13 protein-coding genes are annotated in these 19,944 nt (G+C 47.9%); all 13 read left to right on the plus strand.

The genetic code is table 11. The features are described from left to right. The first annotated feature begins 19 nt into the window (after positions 1-19). The 13 genes from MKX63_RS23080 to MKX63_RS23140 all read left to right on the plus strand — a co-directional run bounded on the left by MKX63_RS23080 (position 20) and on the right by MKX63_RS23140 (position 19,917). Positions 20-2,161, plus strand: coding sequence for a hypothetical protein (locus MKX63_RS23080; RefSeq protein WP_341020349.1), 2,142 nt, complete (start codon positions 20-22; stop codon positions 2,159-2,161). A gap of 16 nt (positions 2,162-2,177) precedes the next feature. Then, a complete protein-coding gene (locus MKX63_RS23085) occupies positions 2,178-2,675 on the plus strand; it encodes a hypothetical protein (RefSeq protein WP_341020350.1) in 498 nt (165 codons plus the stop codon). 572 nt (positions 2,676-3,247) lie between these two features. Continuing rightward, positions 3,248-3,871 carry a pentapeptide repeat-containing protein gene (locus tag MKX63_RS23090; RefSeq protein WP_341020352.1) on the plus strand — a complete coding sequence of 208 codons (624 nt, stop codon included), beginning with the start codon at positions 3,248-3,250 and terminating at the stop codon, positions 3,869-3,871. A gap of 158 nt (positions 3,872-4,029) precedes the next feature. Continuing rightward, entirely contained in the window at positions 4,030-4,839 is an 810-nt protein-coding gene (locus tag MKX63_RS23095) for a copper amine oxidase N-terminal domain-containing protein (protein ID WP_341020353.1), read from the plus strand. Positions 4,840-4,849: 10 nt separating this feature from the next. Continuing rightward, a complete protein-coding gene (locus tag MKX63_RS23100) occupies positions 4,850-7,567 on the plus strand; it encodes a hypothetical protein (RefSeq protein ID WP_341020355.1) in 2,718 nt (905 codons plus the stop codon). A 29-nt stretch (positions 7,568-7,596) separates the two neighbouring features. Further along, complete coding sequence (locus tag MKX63_RS23105) at positions 7,597-9,735, plus strand: CdiA C-terminal domain-containing protein (RefSeq protein WP_341020357.1); 2,139 nt, start codon at positions 7,597-7,599, stop codon at positions 9,733-9,735. Positions 9,736-9,750: 15 nt separating this feature from the next. Continuing rightward, complete coding sequence (locus MKX63_RS23110) at positions 9,751-10,245, plus strand: SitI3 family protein (protein WP_341020360.1); 495 nt, start codon at positions 9,751-9,753, stop codon at positions 10,243-10,245. A gap of 80 nt (positions 10,246-10,325) precedes the next feature. Next, positions 10,326-12,134 (plus strand): hypothetical protein, encoded by a 1,809-nt coding sequence (locus MKX63_RS23115; protein ID WP_341020362.1) that lies wholly within the window; start codon positions 10,326-10,328, stop codon positions 12,132-12,134. An 11-nt stretch (positions 12,135-12,145) separates the two neighbouring features. Further along, positions 12,146-12,532, plus strand: coding sequence for an immunity 22 family protein (locus tag MKX63_RS23120; protein ID WP_341020363.1), 387 nt, complete (start codon positions 12,146-12,148; stop codon positions 12,530-12,532). Positions 12,533-12,556: 24 nt separating this feature from the next. Next, positions 12,557-13,033, plus strand: coding sequence for an SMI1/KNR4 family protein (locus tag MKX63_RS23125; protein WP_341020364.1), 477 nt, complete (start codon positions 12,557-12,559; stop codon positions 13,031-13,033). Positions 13,034-13,192: 159 nt separating this feature from the next. Beyond that, positions 13,193-13,471: a hypothetical protein gene (locus MKX63_RS23130; RefSeq protein WP_341020366.1), complete on the plus strand. Its 279-nt coding sequence runs from the start codon at positions 13,193-13,195 to the stop codon at positions 13,469-13,471. 54 nt (positions 13,472-13,525) lie between these two features. Beyond that, entirely contained in the window at positions 13,526-13,870 is a 345-nt protein-coding gene (locus tag MKX63_RS23135) for a DUF3969 family protein (RefSeq protein WP_341020368.1), read from the plus strand. A 530-nt stretch (positions 13,871-14,400) separates the two neighbouring features. After that, complete coding sequence (locus MKX63_RS23140) at positions 14,401-19,917, plus strand: hypothetical protein (protein ID WP_341020370.1); 5,517 nt, start codon at positions 14,401-14,403, stop codon at positions 19,915-19,917. Positions 19,918-19,944 lie beyond the last annotated feature (27 nt).

The raw sequence follows: 19,944 nt of genomic DNA on the forward strand, positions 1-19,944 counted from the left end.
TGTACTCTGGAGGTGAAGCATGCAGCAGCAGGTGGAGATTAAGCGGATACTGGAGCTGGAGCAGGGACTGAAGCGCTTGAACCGCATACTGGAGGAGCAGGTCACCGGTATGGACAGAAGCATTGGCGGTTTGATCAGTTCGGTGCAAGCTGCTTATCCGGAAAGTTATGTGCAGTCTTCCTCCCGCGAGGCAGTCCGATTGCTGCAGGAACTGGTAAGGGAGGCACAGTCGCTTAGTGACCGGTTAGAGCGCAAGCAATCGGCATTGCGCTGGGCGGCCGGGCAATATCAAGCTGCTGAAGCGAAGGCGCAGAGTCTGTTAAAAACTGCACCGGCCTTCACCTGGAAGCAGGCACGAAGTATGTTCAGCCAGTGGCTGCAAGGCGTACGGGACCAGGCGGCGCGTGGCGTTCAGGATCTCCTTCGCCATCCGCCCACGCTTAGCCGCATGATTCAGGACCTTCTGCGGAACGTCAGGGATGCTTCGGTGGACAGACAATTGCAGCCTTTTGCAGCGGATGCAGTCATATCGGAGCTGTTCCAGCAGAGAGAATTCGGCAGTCCCGCCGAACAGCAGCACGCGCGGGAACAATTGGCCAAGATTGCGGAGGCGTTGCGTGAAATCGGACGCAGTCAAGCGGCGTACTCTGTATATGAGAAGTATGGAAACGTAGTCTATATGAAGTCCGCGAATGAACATGCAGAGCGCCAGCGGGAGCTGCTGCAGAAGCTGGGCGTGGACCCTGGATTTTATGTGAAGACCGACATGCGGACGCAATACAAGGGCTCCCCCTTATCAGCCTGCACCTATAATCCGCTGCTGACAGACGGATCGGCGGTGCCCGCCAGTGATGAACTGCGGTTCGCCATCACACTGGGGCTGGTGAATGAGAAATACCGCGAGTGGGCGAAGAGTAATTATAAGGACATAGAGGCAGCGGTGGTTCGAGCAGAACAGATTCGCGAGCTGGAACGGCAGGTGGCAGAGTATAAGCGGCTCCATGGTCCGCCGATGACTCTGCCGGATGGTACGCCGATCACAGCAGAGAACAAAGAGAATGAGACGACCTATGCATATTTCAGGGACAAGATTTATGATCCCAATAAACATACCGGAGCGGTATACACCGCTTATTATAGCTGGGCCGAAGACACCTACGGCATGACCAAATGGCGCAAATTAGTGGTGCAGGCCGATCAGGTAACCCAAGCCTTCGTAGGCGGCCTGATCAAATCTACAGTCATGGGCGTGGTAGACACCGCCAAGTTCGCCTTTGATTTCGTCATCGACCCGGAGAAAACGACGCAGGAAACGATCGACAAGGTGAACTATCTCGTCAGTCACCCCGAGGTTTTGGTGGATGCCGCCAAAGCCATGTATCATGATTTCAATGAAGGCACCCCGGAGCAAAAAGCCGAAATGCTCGGCAACGCCGCATCCATCCTCGTACCGGGCGTACCTATCGCCAAGACCGGCGTGGTCGGCAAGGTGGCCGACGCAGTGATGGACCCGCTGACCGATGCGGTGAAGAAAGTGCCGGATGCTTTGAAGCATTGGAATTTCCCAGGGACGAATCCGTACCCGAACCGGTTAAACCCGGCAACGCCGGGCGGTCCAGGCCCGATCGAATTGCCGGGGCAGGTGTGGCGGAGTGAGGGGCGGGGGAAAGCTGAAGTAAAAGAGGTTATTGCCCCATCAACTGGCAAACCAATTAAGGTTTATACAGATGGAAATACAACTATACCAATTGATAAAATTGAAAAATATATGAGAGGTAAAGTAAACGTTAATATTCAAGAGTTGAGCAAGGAACTTCGGGAATTAAAACAGTTGAGACAGACACAAAGAAAGGTGTTTGATGCAGATCCTCAAAATGCAGAACGCATTAAACGTCTTGAATCAATGAAGCATAATTATGAGCGTTCAGATGATATGAGAAAAAAACTTGAGTCGATTGGGCTTAATGATACACCCGAGAGTAACCAATCCATTAGCAAACATCTCCTAGATGTAGGAAAGAACATTACACCCGAAAATAGATTGGATTTCCCAAGCGTATTAGAAGGTCCAAATGGAAGAGTCAAAGTTCTAACAACATGGAGTATAGTTGAGGGAAAACCTTATTTATCAACTATTAAGTTAATTCCAATCAAAGATTAACAGGTTGAGGTGAAATATGGACAATAAAGATTTAGCACATGCGTTGGATAGGTCGGAAAATTACGAGGCATATATTGCTAGTATGGATGATACTGAACTTATTTCAATCGTAACTAACTTAGAAAATTTAGATGAAGTTACTACAGCGTTAACAGAACTCTCCATAAGATATAAGGAAATGGTAGTACCTTATTGCATCAAAATACTCGGAGAAGATTTGGGAGATGAATTTCTTCAAGCGGTTGCGTTTAATTTGCTTTATGAAGTTGACCATGAAAAAGCAAAAGAGATTATCACCAAAAAACTAACAAAAGCATCTGCAACCTTGATAGGAGCAATAATGGATAATTTATCATCCGATAGTTTACAACCATTCGGAGAGTCACTTTCATCTGAGTTTCTTACTGCGATTTTAGAAAGATATTTAGAATTAAGGGATGCTGACAAGAAACGTATCCAAGATAATTACGAATGGTTCAAAGAATCTTTTGAGAAAAAACTAAATTTTATTTAGCTCACGGAGGGGTTACCTCACCGTTCCGCCACCCATGTTAGGATGTATAATGCCACGGCGCGACAGAAGTGAGCGCATATATGAAACGACTACCATTAATGTAGCCCTAACTCTGATGCGGCGGGAGAACGTGCTAGGACATTTTTCCAATGCAAAAGACGATATTGTTGGAATCTTCGTCAAGCGTGTCAAAGACCCGATGTCACAGGAGCAAGTCGAGCTAATCCTCGAACATTACCTTGCTACCTCTAAACACAATGATCATGCTAGAACACTAGACGAGTATGAAGGTTTGGCAAGAAATCCAGACCATAATTTTAACATTAACTAGAATAGAAGGTCAGGCTGGGCTTGAATTAAAGGTTAGAGGAGAACTTAAGGGGCCTCCAGTTCGGGTTGTGGTGAGTTTATCTATGGGAATGGAGGAGTGTGGGATGTAAAGGGATTTAACTCAAATTACCCTCCTAAGAAAAGCGGGTTTAGATTAGATAAGGCAATGCCAGATATTGAAGATGAATTAAGCAAAGGAGAAATTCCCTTGGTGGCCTTGAATGGAAAGAGGGGGATAACAGATGTTAACTCAGCAAGAACTAAATAAAATGATTGAGGATCACCAATTATGGATCATTGAATTAAAATCTAGAGGCACACAATTGTATTTAGAGGATGCTATTTTAATTGAATTGGAACTTGTTGATAAGAATTTAACTGATGTGGTACTTGTAGGCTCAACATTACAGAAATGTGTATTATCCAGTACTGATTTTTATTATTCTAATCTGGCATCAATTAATTTTTTTGAAGTCAGTATGAATGGCGTGATTTTGACAAAGGCAAATTTGGATTACTCAATAATTAAGAGATGTGAAGCAACTAACTCTAAGGCTATAAAAGCTTCTCTTTATGAATCAGAAGTTGAGGAAGTGGATTTTTCCAATTCTAGTATGATGAAAGTGAATTTTATGTTTTCCAAGCTTAAAAATGTGAAATTTATTAATTGTGATTTATCGAGAGCATCTTTTAAAAATTCCATCCTTCAAAATGTAGACTTTACTGGTGCCGATTTATCTGAAGTAGACTTATCAAGTGTGGAGACAAACAATGTTATTTTTAATGGGGCTTTTTACAATCATAAAACTATTTGGCCTGAAAATATAAGTTTAGAACAATTGGGAGCCATTTTCAAAGATGAATAGTAGAGGAAACATTGAGTTTGATTGCTCTGGCACAAGCAGAGTATCAGGTGATCGTAGAGAAAGTGAGAGATTACTGCCAGAAAGCACGAGCGGTAGGGCAACAGGCGGATGAGTTAAGATGATAAGAGGCTATACCTAATTCAGGAGGATGATTTTTTATGAAAAAAATAATCGCATTGCTCATGACAGTTTTGCTGCTTTGCTCCGTATTCCCTGCTTCTACGTATGCCGCCCAGTCTGTCCGGGTGGTGGTGGACGGCTCCAAAATCAGCTTCCCGGATGCCCAGCCTTTTCTCGACAAGCAGAACCGGGTGCAGGTGCCTGTCCGCTTCGTGAGTGAAGCGCTCGGGGCGAAGGTGGGCTGGACCCCGGCTTCCAAGACCGTAACGGTGGAACTGAACGGCAAGAAGCTGGTGCTGGTCATCGGGAATAGACAATTTACGCTGGATGGCGCCAAGAAGACGATGGATACCGCCGCCCTGATGAAGAACGGCAGAACGTTCGTGCCGCTGAAGTTCGTCAGCGCAGGGCTGGGCGTAGGCGTCAACTGGGATCAGAGTGTCAGCACCGCTTATATCTCCACGGATGGCAAGACACCTGTGATCAGCTCCGCACCCGCTAAGGGCACAGCTAAGACATCCAACGGATTCACTTATTATACAGATACAGGTTCTATGCTTCAGGTTAATTCTTCTACTGAGAATCCTCCCAAGGGCAAGGCCGTGCTTGTCATTCTGGTCGATTTCGAGATCGAGGGTGCCGATTATGCCATGCAAATGAAGGAAGCGGAAGCGATTATGCGGCAAAAGATTGAGCCGGCTACTGTAGATGCCATGCTGGCCTATGTTGCTCCCAAGAAGACAGTAGAGTATAACCTGCCCTTTAGAACATTTGAAGATGAAAAATACAAAATTAATGTGTCATCTACCGAATATAACGCGTTGGTTTTTACTATATACAGAAAATAGGTGTAGATGGATGAAGAAAGCACTGGTTGTAGCCATACTATCGATCATTGTTGTTGTTGCCGTCTTCCAAATGGATACGTACTCGGATGCACGCGGGAAGCCGGCCACTCCGGCCGAAGTGCTGAAATTCGCCAACGAGGATTACCTGGACTTATATGGTGTGAAGGATTACTTCAAGGAGGAGACCTCCAAGGGCAGCTACCGCAAGGATCTGCTGCAAAAACGGATCGCTTCCGGCGCTGAACGTTACTATGAGATTGTCTACGGGACCAGTCATGGCATCCAATTGGACGGTGGAATATATGAATATTCCGGCTATACCAGGGAAGGCAACTCGGTACCGACAGAGAATGTCCCCTGGTTTGCCGGGTGGAGCGGGACGCAGATTCAGAATCTCTCCCTGATTAAGGAATCCTGGGAGGATGATGCCGTTCAGCAAAAATTCAAAGTTAACACAAATAAATTTGACCGCTACCAAAACACTAACAACCCCAAGCTCACCGCTTATCTCACGGACGGGACCTTTGAGCAGGCTATTATCGAAGGCTTGAATTTTGAATATGGCGGCAACCGTACGTATAAGGACTTCATGTACCGTAATCAGAATAAAGAGCTTCAAAATATGAAGGTCTATACCAACAACGCCACTCCGTCCAAGGGCGGCAAGTGGATTGACTATGTTCATGTGCTCCAGCCGCCTACGTATTTCTCGTGGGGGTATGGAACCGTCTATATCTCCCATAACAGCGGGAATATTACGTATTTGGACATTCCGATTGCACCGCTGGCATTGGTCGAGCAGGAGTATGACTTAAAGGCTGAATTCGAACAGCTGCCGCTGCAGGCAGAGGCCGGGGAACAGGTACAAGTACAGATCCGGGTAAATTCTTCTTTTCTTGAAGAGATCAAGACTCCCTTCCGTTGGGAGATTATTCAAGTGAGTACAGGCAAGGCCATCGATACTTCAGCGGCGAAGCTGACGTTCACCGGTCAGGCGCAGAAGGGGAGCGGGGAGCTTGTCATTCCCAAGAACGGGGAGCGCCTGCTGAAAGCCAGCTTCAAGATGCCGGACAGCGAGGTGCGAATTAAGTTCAGTGTGAACCCGGAGGGGAAAGCACCTAAAGAGAAGCAGCTCGCTAATAATGTGCTCGATTCGCATCCGATCGCCGTCAAGCTGCTGAAGCCGCAGCCGCTGGGCTATAATGTGCTGACCCGGCAGGTGGAATTCCCGATCTACGGCGGCGCACCGTTAGTTGCCCAATTGTACTTACCGCGTGGAAAGTGGATCAACAATGCTACAGGGCAACTGCATGTGACCAATGCGACCCCGGATGTATTCCGGCAATATAAGGTGTCTAACAACGATGTGGTGAATGATCCGGGGAGCCGCATTTCGCGCCAGCCCATCGTCAGCGCGGTGATTGACCGCAAGGATTTCGGTGATGACCCTGAGCATGGCAAATGGCTGAATCCGGCTAATCCATACTCCCCTGCCGTGAAAGAAGGCCGGGTGGAATTCCAGGGCGGAGTCCAAAGAACCTATGAGTATGACGTGACGAGCTGCAGCAATGGCACCTGCACCACAAAGAAAGAGACCGGGACGGCAACCGCCAGCTTCCCGCAGGGGACGGACCGGAAGCTCTATGAAATGTATTTTTATCATGGACGTAAGGAAGTGCCGGAGCCTGTAGTAGATAGTAAGATCGAGCAGAACACCGGAACCGCTCTATCCAAGAAGCTGCTGTGGAGAACCGAGCCGTATCCTGTGGATGTCATCCGCTGGATGTACCATTTAGATAAGAATAATCAAGCCTATCAGGCTGTAGCTGTAAATGGACAATACAAGCGTACGTTTACGCAGCAAGGTATGGGTGACATTGCCTGGAGTGCAGACCGTTCGCAGCGCCAAGAATACCAGACTTCACGGACTGCGGCCAAAGAAGGACAAGCGGGTAAAGCAGGCTATGACAAAGCCGTGTTCGCCACGGACCGGGAATTGCAGCGCTTCAACTATCCGGTGAAGTCGGGCTATTATTTTAACCCGGCAGGGTCCTATTCCTTCAAGGTAAAAACCGTGGTGTACAAGCCGGTCAAGGACGATACCGAAGATCATAAAGAGCTGGTGCAGCGGGTCATTGATTCTTTTCGTTACGAGAATGACCTGATCTACATCAACAACAAAAAGATCGCCGTGAACCTGAGCAATGAGCCGCTTGCCAAACAGGGCGGAGGGTTTGCCCGTAAAACCGGCGTACTGACTGCCAAGAATCCAAAGGGTGTGAATGGTGAAGTGCTGCTGGCCGTAATGGACCGCAGTACAGATGGCAGCCGCTACAGCAAAAAGGTAGTGGAGCTGGAGCATTCACAGGACGTAAAGGGCGATACCCATGAATACTGGAAAAAAGTGATGGAAGGCTATAGCCAGTCCTCTACGGCAGGAAGCAATAAGGCTTTTGAGTATAAGGAATTCGTAAAAAACGGGCAGAGCATGTATCAGATTACGGAAGAGACCCGCGTTACGATTGTGGTCAACCCGAAGAACAGCTATCTGTATACCCACGCCAATATGGCGGACGGTGAATATCCGATTAAAGTGTCGGTTGGGAATGTGGAGCTTGGCAAGAGCAAGCTGGCCTATCGCACTCTAGGTTCTATTGAAGGCATTACGGCACTGGACTGCATGACCATCACAGTGAAGGGCTCCATGTTCGACGACTTGAATAACTAGACGGGGAATTTGTACTCTGGAGGTGAACCATGCAGCAGCAGGTGGAGATCAAGCGGATGCTGGAGCTGGAGCAGGGACTGAAGCGCTTGAACCGTGTGCTGGAGGAGCAAGTCTCCGGTATGAACAGAAGCGCCAGCGGTTTGGTCCGTTCGGTCCAGAGTGCTTATCCGGAAGGTTATGTGCAATCTCCCTCCCGCGAGGCGGTCCGGTTGCTGCAGGAACTGGTACGGGAGGCACAGTCGCTTAGTGACCGGATAGAGCGTAAGCAATCGGCCTTGCGCTGGGCGGCCGGGCAATATCAAGCGGCCGAAACGAAGGCGCAGAGTCTGATGAAAACTACACCGGCCTTCACCTGGAAGCAGGCAGGCAGTATGTTCAGCCAGTGGCTGCAAGGCATACGGGACCAGGCGGCGCGTGGCGTTCAGGATCTCCTTCGTCATCCGCCCACGCTTAGCCGCATGATTCAGGAGCTTCTGCGGAACGTCAGGGACGCTTCGGTGGACAGGCAATTGCAGCCTCTTGCAGCAGATGCAGTCATATCGGAGCTGTTCCAGCAGAGGTCATCCGGCAGTCCCGCCGCACAGCAGCAGGCGCGGGAGCAATTGGCCAAGATTGCGGAGGCGTTGCGGGAAATCGGACGGAGTCAGGCGGCATACTCTGTCTATGAGAAGTACGGCAACAAAGCCTATATGAAGTCCGCGAACGAACATGCGGAACGTCAGCGGGAGCTGCTACAAAAGCTGGGCGTAGACCCAGGCTTCTATGCGAAGACTGACCTGCGGACGCAATACAAGGGCTCCCCCTTATCGGCCTGCACGTATAATCCGCTGTTAACGGACGGATCGGCGGTGCCCGCCAGTGATGAGCTGCGGTTCGCCATCACCCTGGGACTGGTGAATGAGCAATACCGCGAGTGGGCAAAAGCGAATTACAAGGACATCGAAGCAGCGGTAGTTCGAGCGGAACAGATTCGCGAGCTGGAACGTCAGGTGGCAGAATATAAGCGGCTCCATGGGCCGCCGGTGACGTTGCCAGACGGCACGCCGATCACAGCAGAGAACAAAGAGAACGAGACAACCTATACTTATTTCATGGAGAAGGTCTATGATCCAAATATACATTCTCCAGTCGTGCCCACCGCGTATTCTGCCTGGGCGGAAGACACCTACGGCATGACCAAATGGCGCAAAATAGTGGTGCAGGCCGATCAGGTAACCCAAGCCTTCGTAGGCGGCCTGATCAAATCTACCGTCATGGGGGCGGTGGACACCGCTAAGTTCGCTTTTGACTTCGTCATCGACCCGGAGAAAACGACCCAGGAAACGATCGACAAGGTGAACTATCTCGTCAATCACCCCGAAGTTCTGGTGGATGCGGCCAAAGCCATGTACCATGATTTCAATGAAGGCACCCCGGAGCAAAAGGCAGAAATGCTCGGCAACGCTGCGTCCATCCTCGTCCCCGGCGTACCTATCGCCAAGAGCGGCGTAGTCGGCAAGCTGGCCGACGCAGTGATGGACCCGCTGACCGATGCAGTGAAGAAAGTACCGGATGTTATGAAAAATTGGGATTTTCCAGGGATGAACCCTTACCCGAACCGGCTGATCCCGGCAACGCCGGGCGGTCCTGGCCCGGTCGAGGTGCCGGGGCAGGTGTGGCGGAGTGAGGGGAGGGGGGGAATTCCAAGTCAAACAGAAGGTGGAGGACATTGGGGAAGGCCTGGGCAAGTAACAAGGCCAATAAATGCTACTAATCCAAATGCACAGCCAAAAGGGTATAAAACTACAATAAGAGAAAATATGGATTTAGAGACTAAGCGTTCGTTGTCACGAGAGAATGAAGCAGCCGAGATTTTAGCTAAAAACGGATATGATATTGAGCAGAATCCAAAAATACCGGATACTAATAAAGATCCTGACTATTTAATCAATGAAACTATATTTGATTGTTATTCACCTAAAGATACGACAAGTCCACGTGGTATCGCTTCACAACTAGAGAAGAAGAAAATTAAAGAAGGCCAAACAAGAAGAATTGTACTCAATCTTGGAGACTGGAATGGAAATCTAAGTGAACTGAAAAAGCAATTCACTGATTGGCCTATAAAGAATTTAGATGAAGTTATCGTAATAACTAAAGATAAAAAGGTAATTGACTTACTTCCATAAAACGGGGGAATACTCATGGCTTTAGAATATTCATTTATGTTAGAAGAGATACAATTATCCAATACTGATATCAGTATTGAACTGGAAAAATTGGGTGTAATACTAGACGTGAACAAAATTGAAAAAATGTCAGAAGGGATTCGAATAACTGAAACATATGATAGGCTTGGATTTTCATTGACGCTAATGGATACTTCAAAGTCACTTTACGGTTATGAGTCCGAGTACTTCTTGGATGAATTCATCAATCGACAAGATTTAAGTTTTAGAATTAACAAGTTCTTTGAATGGGAAAAAGCAATAGTTAATATGTTAACTATTGTTTTTGAAATCATGGATAAGGTCAGCACTAACTGCATTTTTGAGTTTAATGGCGATACAGTTTATTTAGTGAGATTAAATGAAGTGATCTATATTAATAATAATACTGGATTTTGGGATAATGAGAACTTCAAAGAAATTATCAAACGTAGAGAATTTCTGTTTTTAAAACCTAATGAAAAACTTTAGAGGAGGTTGTTGATAAATCATCTTTGCTGATTTGTAAACTAATGCAGCAGTATGTCTATTCCCTGATGATTTAGACCCTGATGAAGATACGTTTGAAGGTGTCATGTTCTCAGAGTCTGTTAAAGGCCACACCGGCCTTCACCTGGAAGCAGGCAGGCAGTATGTTCAGCTGGTGGCTGCAAGGCATTCGGGATCAGGCCGCGAGTGGTTTGCAGGATGTCCTTCGTCATCCGCCCACCCTTAGCCGCATGATTCGAGATCTGCTGCGGAACGTCAGGGACGCTTCGGTGGACAGGCAATTGCAGCCTCTTGCAGCAGATGCAGTCATATCGGAGCTGTTCCAGCAGAGGTCATCCGGCAGTCCCGCCGCACAGCAGCAGGCGCGGGCACAATTGTCCAAGATTGCGGTGGCGCTGCGGGAAATCAGGCGAAGTCAAGCGGCGTACTCTGTCTATGAGAAGTATGGTAACAAAGCCTATATGAAGTCCGCGAATGAACATGCGGAACGTCAGCGGGAGCTGCTGCAGAAGCTGGGCGTGGACCCGGGCTTCTATGCGAGGACCGACCTGCGGACGCAATACAAGGGTTCCCCCTTATCGGCCTGCACCTATAATCCGCTGCGGACGGACGGGTCGACGGTACCCGCCAGTGATGAACTGCGGTTCGCCATCACCTTGGGACTGGTGAATGAGCAATACCGCGCGTGGGCGAAGATTAATTATAAGGACATCGAGGCAGCGGTGGTTCGAGCGGAACAGATTCGCGAGCTGGAGCGTCAGGTGGCAGAGTATAAGCGGCTCCATGGCCCGCCAGTGACGTTGCCGGACGGCACGCCGATCACAGCAGAGAACAAAGAGAACGAGACGACCTATACTTATTTCAGGGAGAAGGTCTATGATCCAAATATACATTCTCCAGTCGTGCCCACCGCGTATTCTGCCTGGGCAGAAGACACCTACGGCATGACCAAATGGCGCAAAATAGTGGTGCAGACGGATCAGGTGACCCGGGCCTTCGCTGGCGGCCTGATCGAGTCTACCGTCATGGGCGTGGTAGACACCGCCAAGTTCGCGTTTGACTTCGTCATCGACCCGGAGAAGACGACCCAAGAGACGATGGACAAGGTGAACTATCTTGTCAATCACCCTGAAGTACTGGTAGATGCGGCCAAAGCCATGTACCATAATTTCAATGAAGGCACCCCGGAGCAAAAAGCCGAAATGCTCGGCAACGCTGCATCTATCCTCGTCCCCGGCGTACCTATCGCCAAGAGCGGCGTAGTTGGCAAGCTGGCCGACGCGGTAATGGACCCGCTGACCGATGCGGTGAAGAAAGTGCCGGATGTTTTAAAAAATCGGGATTTTCCAGGGATGAACCCTTACCCGAACCGGTTAATCCCGGCAACGCCGGGTGGTCCCGGCCCGGTAGAGATGCCGGGGCAGGTTTGGCGGAGTGAGGGGAGAGGGGATGTACTTGATTCTGTTCCAACTGTTAAAGACGGTGAGTTTGATGATTGGTTCAATTCACTGACTCCTGATGAATTTAATACAGTGTGGGCAGACCCTAAACTAAGAGATACTATAAAAGATCGACTCAGACATCCAGGAGGATTACATGAGTGGCATTTGGTATCAAGAGCAGACGTATTCAAAAGATGGGGAGTAACAAGCGAACAAATTGCTGAAATGAGGACGCTTATAAGCGAGACTAAATTTGTGAATCCCACTGGTAAGCATGGTGGGAAAGGCTCAACAAAAGCACATAATGAATTGCTAGAAATTATTGATTCGTCTACTGATTATGATATGTTTAGAAGAAGGCTACAGAACTGGGCTAATTATAGATTTGAGGGTGGGGTAGATGCTCTACCTGATGGATTAAAACCTTAGGGAGGCTTAACATGGAACAAGAAGGATTCGTGTCTTTGTGGGTTGGCAATGTTAAATCTTTCGAGGAATTGGACAGATTACTTATGGTCTCTTATTCCGATGAAGGAGATTTTATCCCATCCATATTTGCTAATCACTTTGAGATTCGCAGATATGATGATGCAGTAAGAGAAGCAGAATATTATGAAGAAGCAAGTAATAACCTAAATCTATTACTTGAAGGATTCTCTTATGATGATCAAATTGCCCCGAAATTTAATACACTAGTTCAGGAAGAGTTATCAAACGATATTAATGCAGTTATTTTACTTTATAACTTTAAGTATACTGGGCAGATTGCTGAAGCTACATTTTCATCCAATTACCTGAAATACTTAGGCACGGTGGAATACCAATAAAGGAGTTACCCAAGAGGTAGAGACATGGAAGTTAAGGATGAAACTATAATATATCCATTGCCAGATGATGTTCTGCTGACTGAAAAAGAAAATAAGTGGAGAATTAAATTGCCAGATCAATATAAAGAATTTATTAAAAAATTTAATGGTGCTTCTCCTGTGAAAAATAGTTTTAAGTGTGACAACCATAGTTATGCTATTGATAGGTTTTTATGTATCTTGAAGGTAACTGGGGAGAGGGAAGATGAATTTTACGATATAGGAGTAGTTAGAACCCAGTTAGATGAGAGAATTGGTGTAGACGAAAACTTAGTAGGTACTGAGTTATTACCAATTGCTGTTCTATTTGCAGGTGATTTTGTGTGTTTAGACTATAGAAATACTGGTAAAACAGAGCCATCTGTTTGCGTTTGGAATCATGAAGAATCTTCAGAATTAGACCCTGTAACATATTCTACAAGTAACAGCTTTGATGAGTTTTTAAATATGTTAACCGAATGAGTTTTGAAAATAACCGCACATCAAATGCTTTAGCTTTATAATTTAAATAACGCTATTCCGTTACATTAAACAGGTTGAGTATGGTCAGATGCCACCGTAATTGACCTGTTCTTTATTATTTTGTTTGCTTACCGATCGAGAGGGGGCGTGAAGGAATGTATGAGGTTTATGATGGTCAAAAATCAATTGAAGTTTCCAACGTGCATTACAACGGAGATCTACTGTCTTGACATTGTTTTAAACATGATGGATATTGCAAAGATTTCTGAAGACGAAGCTTTTCAAAGAATTAACTTGTACTGGGAAGGAAAAGATTTCACTTCTGAAGATGATATTGTATTTCACGAAGGACCAGACTACTGGGCCAAAAGGATTTATTATGAACAACTGGATTGGTGGAACTATAAACAGGAAGAGCTTACCCCGAGGAAAGTATGAGTTACAAATCACCTGTAAGGATTCATGGGATGACTTAAGTTAAGGGGTGTTGACATGAATTTGAATATTGAATTGAACCAATCGGAAGAAATTCAAAAGTTTTTATGTATATTAAATCTTGGTATGCTTGATTCCCTTATGGAGGGAGTATTGACATTTGAAGAAGCGCACACTTATCTCTATCGCCCTTACATAGCACAACTTTTAAAACAAAATAGTGCCAACCAGAGCATAATTGAATTGTTTGAAGAATGTTGTATGTTGGAAGATATAAGCGATATCGCTCCCGAAAAGCTAACGGAAACTTTTCAACAGAAAAAGAAAGAGACACTATATGTACTTAAATCCTTGTCTACTACAGAAAATTCGATGTACTGGATCAACAAGTTTGACGAATGATTTAGCACTGCTGGGCCATGTCTGAAAATTACCGGATGACAGTAAGAAGCAATTCATGTTTTGTCTATCGATAGCAAGAAAGAAAATGATAGTGCAAGATGATATCGACATCACTGATTTTAGTTGGTATCTGGATAAGCTGGTATCTGGATAGGATACTACCAGTATTTAAGGGTTTGCAAGTTGAACCCATTCCCACCGTAACTGAGCCGTTCTCAGTGCGGTTTTTTGTGTTTTTAGATATTTTCTCTTAAAAATCAGGACTTTTTTCGTTTTTCGAGTGTATTAACCCTATTTCGGGGCGTTTGACGCAGCTTTTGTCGAGAATTGTTAAGAGTTTGTTTAGAGCCGCCTGATAGAATAAACGCAGATATGAAAAAATAGGTAGTTTATAACTAGTATTTTTTGTCCACGGGAGGGCAGGGCGAAAGGAGAATGCGGAAGCACAGGGAGTGAATCTATGCTACAGCGAAGCTTGCTGCATGCCGGACAGGAAATGATGAACGAATAAGGGGGAGCACCAATTGTTAATGAGCAGGAGATTGAAGAGATATACCTCGCTAAGCTTGATTCTTAGTATGTTGTTATCGTTAATACCCAGTTCCTTCAGCGGACTGGCAGAGGCTGCGGGTGATGATTATGAGGTTACGTTTCCAAACGGACAACATGTCGGAAATCTAAGTTACCCTGCGGACAATACGTTTCTTAACTTTTATACCAAGGTGCAAGGCTTTAAGCAGACAGAGGAAGATAAAGACGCCAAGTACGACTGGGCTAAGGGAGATATCTTTGCGGGTGTCGACGATAATGAAGCAACGGTTCAATTCGAGGTGAAGGTAGCCGACAATCCGCTTCTGAAGAATATGGCGGAGAGCGGACATGCCGAGATGCTTACAGGGTTCGCCGTGCTGCGGCGTCACTCCGGGTTCTTATGGACCCGTCAGTCGTCCATTACAGTAAATATTGACGGGAAAAATATTATCAATGAACGAACCGGCAGCAGCCAGAGGTATAACAAGTCGGCCAAGGCTATCATCAAACCTAATTCTGTTATTACCGTTAGAGTCTGGGGCGAAGGCGATGATGACGGTGAAGCAGCGGGTGTGCGCGGATTCTACCTCAAGTTCCAGGATCTCAAGCGTCCGGTGATTGATAACTATACCTTTACTGGCAACGGTGCAGAACGGCTCAACGAGAATATTAACCAGAAAGAGCTGTATGTCAAAAGAGACGAGAACATCACGCTCAGCTACAATTTCAGCGAGCCGGTCAGACCGACTTCGGTGGTAAAGGCGAACTCTGATTATTTCCTGCGGCACAAGCTGTTCATTAATGATCCGGGCACCGGACTTCCGGCAGCCGGACAGCAGCAGTATCTGCAGAATATATCCTTTAACGAGAACAATCTCGATTCCTACCAGAAAAAAATTGCCTACAGATATACGGGTGTTCCTTTCCATAACAGCGGTAATAATCCGCTGAAACCCTTGATTACTGGAGGAACTACAGGCGGAGCGCAGATGGATCTGTCGCTGGATAATAAATTGAAAGAAGCCGTGCTCAGCGATGCGGCAGGGAATAAAGCGGTTGTCAATCTCAACACCGTACCGAGCAGCGGCAGCAATGCCTGGCTGGACCGGAAAAGCGGGAACCCGTTTGACTTCGACCGGGGCGGCTTCCGCGTCATTGTCGATGCCGTGCGTCCGAAGTATTCCAAGACCGCGAACGGCATTCAGCCGGAGATTCTGACGGGAGTTACGCTGAATAAGGGAGATGTGATTGACTTCACCCTCCAGATGACGGAAGAGGCGATTGCCAAAACCGGCTGGGACGAGAAGAAGACCTTCATCCTCTTCAATAACGGAATGAAAGCCTATTATGTTGCAGGCCGGAATACACCGAATTGGAGCTTCCGCATGACCGTGCCTGACGGCAAAACGGTGGAAACCCCGCTGCTCAAGGCTATAGCCATATCTAATGATGCCAAGGGCGGCAGTGAGCCGATCCAGATGGATACCGATGTTATCCAGGATTACGCAGGGAACCTGTTAATTCAGCCTGCGAACTTCGATGGAATCCATGAAGAGAAGATCGCTGGTATTGAGGGCGGTGACTTCTCACTTGCCAACTCCAAGATTGACTGGGCGAACCTGTTCATTGACAATACGGAGCCGGTGATCGGGTACCGGTTCGAGACAGGCGGAGCAACGGATACAACCTATGCCAAAAAAGGTAAGGTTACGATTGACGCCAACGATCCTTCTATTAAAGTACCGCATCTTGATCCTACCGTAGGTGACCGCGGTACGGAACGGCCGAGCCGCGGAATCTACCGTCCTTCCAATATGAGTGCGGAAGCCTCCCCATCTGTAGGGCTGGTGTACTACTGGTGGAGTCAGGATAAGGCTGATCCGTTCGCCGGGGTAGCCGGAGATCATTATGCAGCGCTCAAGCGTTATGCACTCTCCGCCAAACAGCCGTCGGATGAGCTATATCCGGGAGAGTTCGAAAATATAGAGCTGTCAGTAGTGAACAACAAGACAAACCTGCTTGCTCCTCCGGCGGAAGCCTTCGAGGCTGGGAACAGCGGCGAGTGGTATCTGCATACCTGGACGGCCGATATGTCCTGGGATTCTGCCAGAGAATTGATGCAGTATGAGAAGAAAAAAGCTTACGTGGCAACCCATCAAGAACTGTATGATGCCTGGAAAGCAGAGGCACCGGGTTCAGAGGCAGATAAAATCTTCTATGCTGACAATCAGGCACTGGCAGCCGTTGGACAATACGGTGATCTGACTGTCTGGCCGGTTAAAGATTTCAAGAATGACGACTCCAACTGGAAGCATGAAGTAGGCATTCTCAAGCTGGACAACCAGGGACCTTCCATTACGATGGCCGGCGAAGATACCGCTACGGTACAGGCTCTGGTGAAGGACCCGCATAGCGGAGTGAGCAGCGTGCAGTACCAATGGGTGAAGGACGGGGATTCTCCGGCGAGCGACAAGTGGGCGGATACGTCATTCACAGGTTCGACCGTTACCCGGTCTACCTATGAGGATATTGACGAGGACGGCTCGTACTGGCTCTATCTGAAGGCGCTGGATAAAGCGGGCAATGAGACGATCAAGACTCCGCAGGAAAGAGCGGTAGTCGTGAGTTCAGAGGCGGCTATTCCGACAGAGTTCACACCGGAAGCCAATCCTAACTATGTGAAAAGTCATGATGTTACATTCCGGATCAGCGGTGTGCATCCCGATTATGTAGGCTACGCCATCAGCGATAGCTCCATTCGTCCTGATAATGATAGTAAATTTACCGGACTGGAGGTCTCCAAGTCATCCGGCATGTCCCCACTGTCTGAGAAAAGCTTAATTGAAGACGGATCGGAACCGGAAGCGTCTGGTGCTCCTACAGAGCCAAGTCCTCCGGCCACACCGGAAGTTACAGCAAGCATCGGGCCGGTGGCCCTTATGAAATTCCTGTCCTCCGGGCCAGAAGCGCCTTCACTGACGCCGCTTGAACCGGAAGAGACACCGGCACCGGATAACGGTGCTGAGCCTTCAGTGACACCAGAAGTCAGCCCCGATGCCAAGCTGGCAGCCAAGGGCCTTGGCGCTTCTGTAAGTGAAGCCACTTACAGCTATGACATTCCTGCTGCTAAAACAGTGTTGAACGGAACGCAATACATTCATCTTATGGTGAAGCACAGCGACAAAACGTACTACTACTCGAAGGCTTATTATTTTGACAATGAAGCACCGGTAGTGTATTTCAGCCCTGATAGTGTTGCATACCCGCTGCCGCTGCAGAAGACGAAGATCAGCGTGTCAGAGTTCTATAGCAAAACAGGACTGGTCAGCAAGTATCAATGGGTCAGACAAGAAGCGGGTGCAAAAGTGCCTGACGAGTCTTCCGCAGAATGGAAAGACGTCCCGGCAGGCGGCTCAGTATCCATCGACGACAACTCGCTGAAATCGGGAGAAATCTCTGAGTTCCGCTTGTATGTACTCGCGGTTGACGGAGCTGGCAACAGCACGATCAAGGCAAGTGCAGGAACCTTCAAGGTCTCGGCAACGACCAAGCCGGATGCGCCGGTGTCGGATGCCAAGTCTTCTCTGATCTATTTGTCCGGTGATACAGTGGACGGCTACACGGCCATTGTGAAGCTTAGCCTCGAAACAGACGACAAGACCGGTTATGAATATTCAGTGTCACCGGATAACGGTGTGAGTTGGCTGAACTGGAAGTCTTACACCAACTTCGTAGCAGTGAAGGTTCCGACGAGTAAGCCTGAGGAGGTTCAGGTATGGGTCAAATACAGAACGCCGGGCGGTCTGATCAGCAAAGCGGCCAAGCTTGATATCGATGGAGCGTCCACCAGCCTGCAGCCGGTATATGCGCTTGCTTCACTCAGCGTGAACAGCCCGGTCAATGCCAAGGTTGGAGCGGATATTGAGATCACGGTCCCGCCGGGTATCCGGGTAATGCCATCGAAGATTAATCCCTCGGTACCTGTGCGGACAGGGAATTCTTTCAAGATCTATGAGAATGGTTACTACAGCTTCGATCTGACCGATCTCAGTGATCCGGACCGGACAGATACTCTGTATCTGGTCGTGAAGAATATTGACGGTACTGCTCCCGAAGGGACCATTGAATATTCATACATGGAGAGCACAAACGGTAATGTGGTTGCCCTTCTCCAGAGCACCTCTGAGCCGGTGACGGTTGTGAACAATGGCGGCAAGACAGCCTATACCTTCACGGAGAATGGCGAATTCGAATTCGAAATTAAGGATGCTGCCGGAAATATCAATACGGTTAAAGCTACGGTTGCGAACATCAGCAAGGAAGTGCCAAGGGTGAAAGTAGTCCGTTCCTACCAATATGGCGAGAATGGAAGCCAGACCTTCGGCACCCTGAAGGATAACAGCGGCAATGTGCTGTTCTCTACCGGAGTTACGGTTACGGTAGAGAAGGCGGATGCATCCGCTAAAGCGTTCAACATTATCAGTGCCGATAAGAGCATTACACTCATGGAGAATGGAACAGCTTCATTCACTGTGGTGGATGTGTACGGCAATACGACAGTTATCAAAGAGAAGGTAACGAATATTCTCTCTGCACCGCCAGTACCGGATAAAGTGGCTTATACCTTTGTAGATGCCGAAGGCAAAGCGGTTCCGGCTGATCAGATTGTTACCATCGGCGGACAGAAATATGCCAAAGGCAAAGTGAAGGTTACGCTTAGCGGCACAGTTGCTGCCCCTAACCAGATGTTCTCAGGCGTAAGACCTATTGAGGGTGGAGCCGCCTATACGAACCAGATCAGTAAAGCGGATGGAACGTACAGCTACTCGCGTGCTTTTGAGAACAGCGGTTCAGCGGTCATTGCCATCTCGGATCTGCTGGGCAATGTGAACAAGGTTCCGGTAACCATTGCCGGACTTGATAACACAGCACCTGAGCTGGCACTGAACAAGGAAACAGTAGGGATTGTTCAGAACAAGAAAGACTTTAACTTCCGTACGGATCTCGGCGGGTTCACCGTATCTGATAATGTATCGGCTGAGGCTAACGTGAAAGTATCGGTCAGCGGGCTGGATCTGAGCAAGCTTGGACGCCAGCGCGCCACATATACAGCGGTTGATCAGGTAGGCAATAAGTCGGTGGTCTATCAGGATGTGGTGGTCGTGAAGGACGGCGGATTACTGGTCTTCGGTAACGATACCTTAATCTCGGCTTCCTCCGGCGAATCTGCATTGTTCAATACCAACACCATTACCTTCAAGGTATCCGGCTTCAACCTGATGAAGGTAGGCGGAGTAGACAAGGTCAATCAGGCAGGAACGTTCGATATTCTGTATTACCCTGGTCTGTACCGCGAAGGACAGCTGAAGCTGGTGAAGCAGAAGCTAAGCTACGCTGAACTGGTGAGCAGTAATTTCAAGGTCACCTTCCCGAAAACAGGCTGGTACACCATTGTGGTGAGAACCCAGGAGCGGGACCGCGAATTTGCTACCTTCTTTGTCGGCAATCTGAAATAGTTGAAACAAGAACAGGGGGAATACTTG

Source organism: Paenibacillus sp. FSL R7-0179 (assembly GCF_038002265.1).
GTDB lineage: Bacteria > Bacillota > Bacilli > Paenibacillales > Paenibacillaceae > Paenibacillus_AQ.

Excerpts from the sequence above, each read along its gene's own strand:
- MKX63_RS23095 (WP_341020353.1), top strand. The coding sequence starts at position 4,030 with ATGAAAAAAATAATCGCATTGCTCATGACAGTTTTGCTGCTTTGCTCC.
- MKX63_RS23115 (WP_341020362.1), top strand. The coding sequence starts at position 10,326 with ATGAAGATACGTTTGAAGGTGTCATGTTCTCAGAGTCTGTTAAAGGCC.
- MKX63_RS23090 (WP_341020352.1), top strand. The coding sequence starts at position 3,248 with ATGTTAACTCAGCAAGAACTAAATAAAATGATTGAGGATCACCAATTA.
- MKX63_RS23130 (WP_341020366.1), top strand. The coding sequence starts at position 13,193 with ATGAGGTTTATGATGGTCAAAAATCAATTGAAGTTTCCAACGTGCATT.
- MKX63_RS23120 (WP_341020363.1), top strand. The coding sequence starts at position 12,146 with ATGGAACAAGAAGGATTCGTGTCTTTGTGGGTTGGCAATGTTAAATCT.
- MKX63_RS23110 (WP_341020360.1), top strand. The coding sequence starts at position 9,751 with ATGGCTTTAGAATATTCATTTATGTTAGAAGAGATACAATTATCCAAT.
- MKX63_RS23085 (WP_341020350.1), top strand. The coding sequence starts at position 2,178 with ATGGACAATAAAGATTTAGCACATGCGTTGGATAGGTCGGAAAATTAC.
- MKX63_RS23100 (WP_341020355.1), top strand. The coding sequence starts at position 4,850 with ATGAAGAAAGCACTGGTTGTAGCCATACTATCGATCATTGTTGTTGTT.
- MKX63_RS23140 (WP_341020370.1), top strand. The coding sequence starts at position 14,401 with ATGAGCAGGAGATTGAAGAGATATACCTCGCTAAGCTTGATTCTTAGT.
- MKX63_RS23105 (WP_341020357.1), top strand. The coding sequence starts at position 7,597 with ATGCAGCAGCAGGTGGAGATCAAGCGGATGCTGGAGCTGGAGCAGGGA.
- MKX63_RS23125 (WP_341020364.1), top strand. The coding sequence starts at position 12,557 with ATGGAAGTTAAGGATGAAACTATAATATATCCATTGCCAGATGATGTT.
- MKX63_RS23135 (WP_341020368.1), top strand. The coding sequence starts at position 13,526 with ATGAATTTGAATATTGAATTGAACCAATCGGAAGAAATTCAAAAGTTT.
- MKX63_RS23080 (WP_341020349.1), top strand. The coding sequence starts at position 20 with ATGCAGCAGCAGGTGGAGATTAAGCGGATACTGGAGCTGGAGCAGGGA.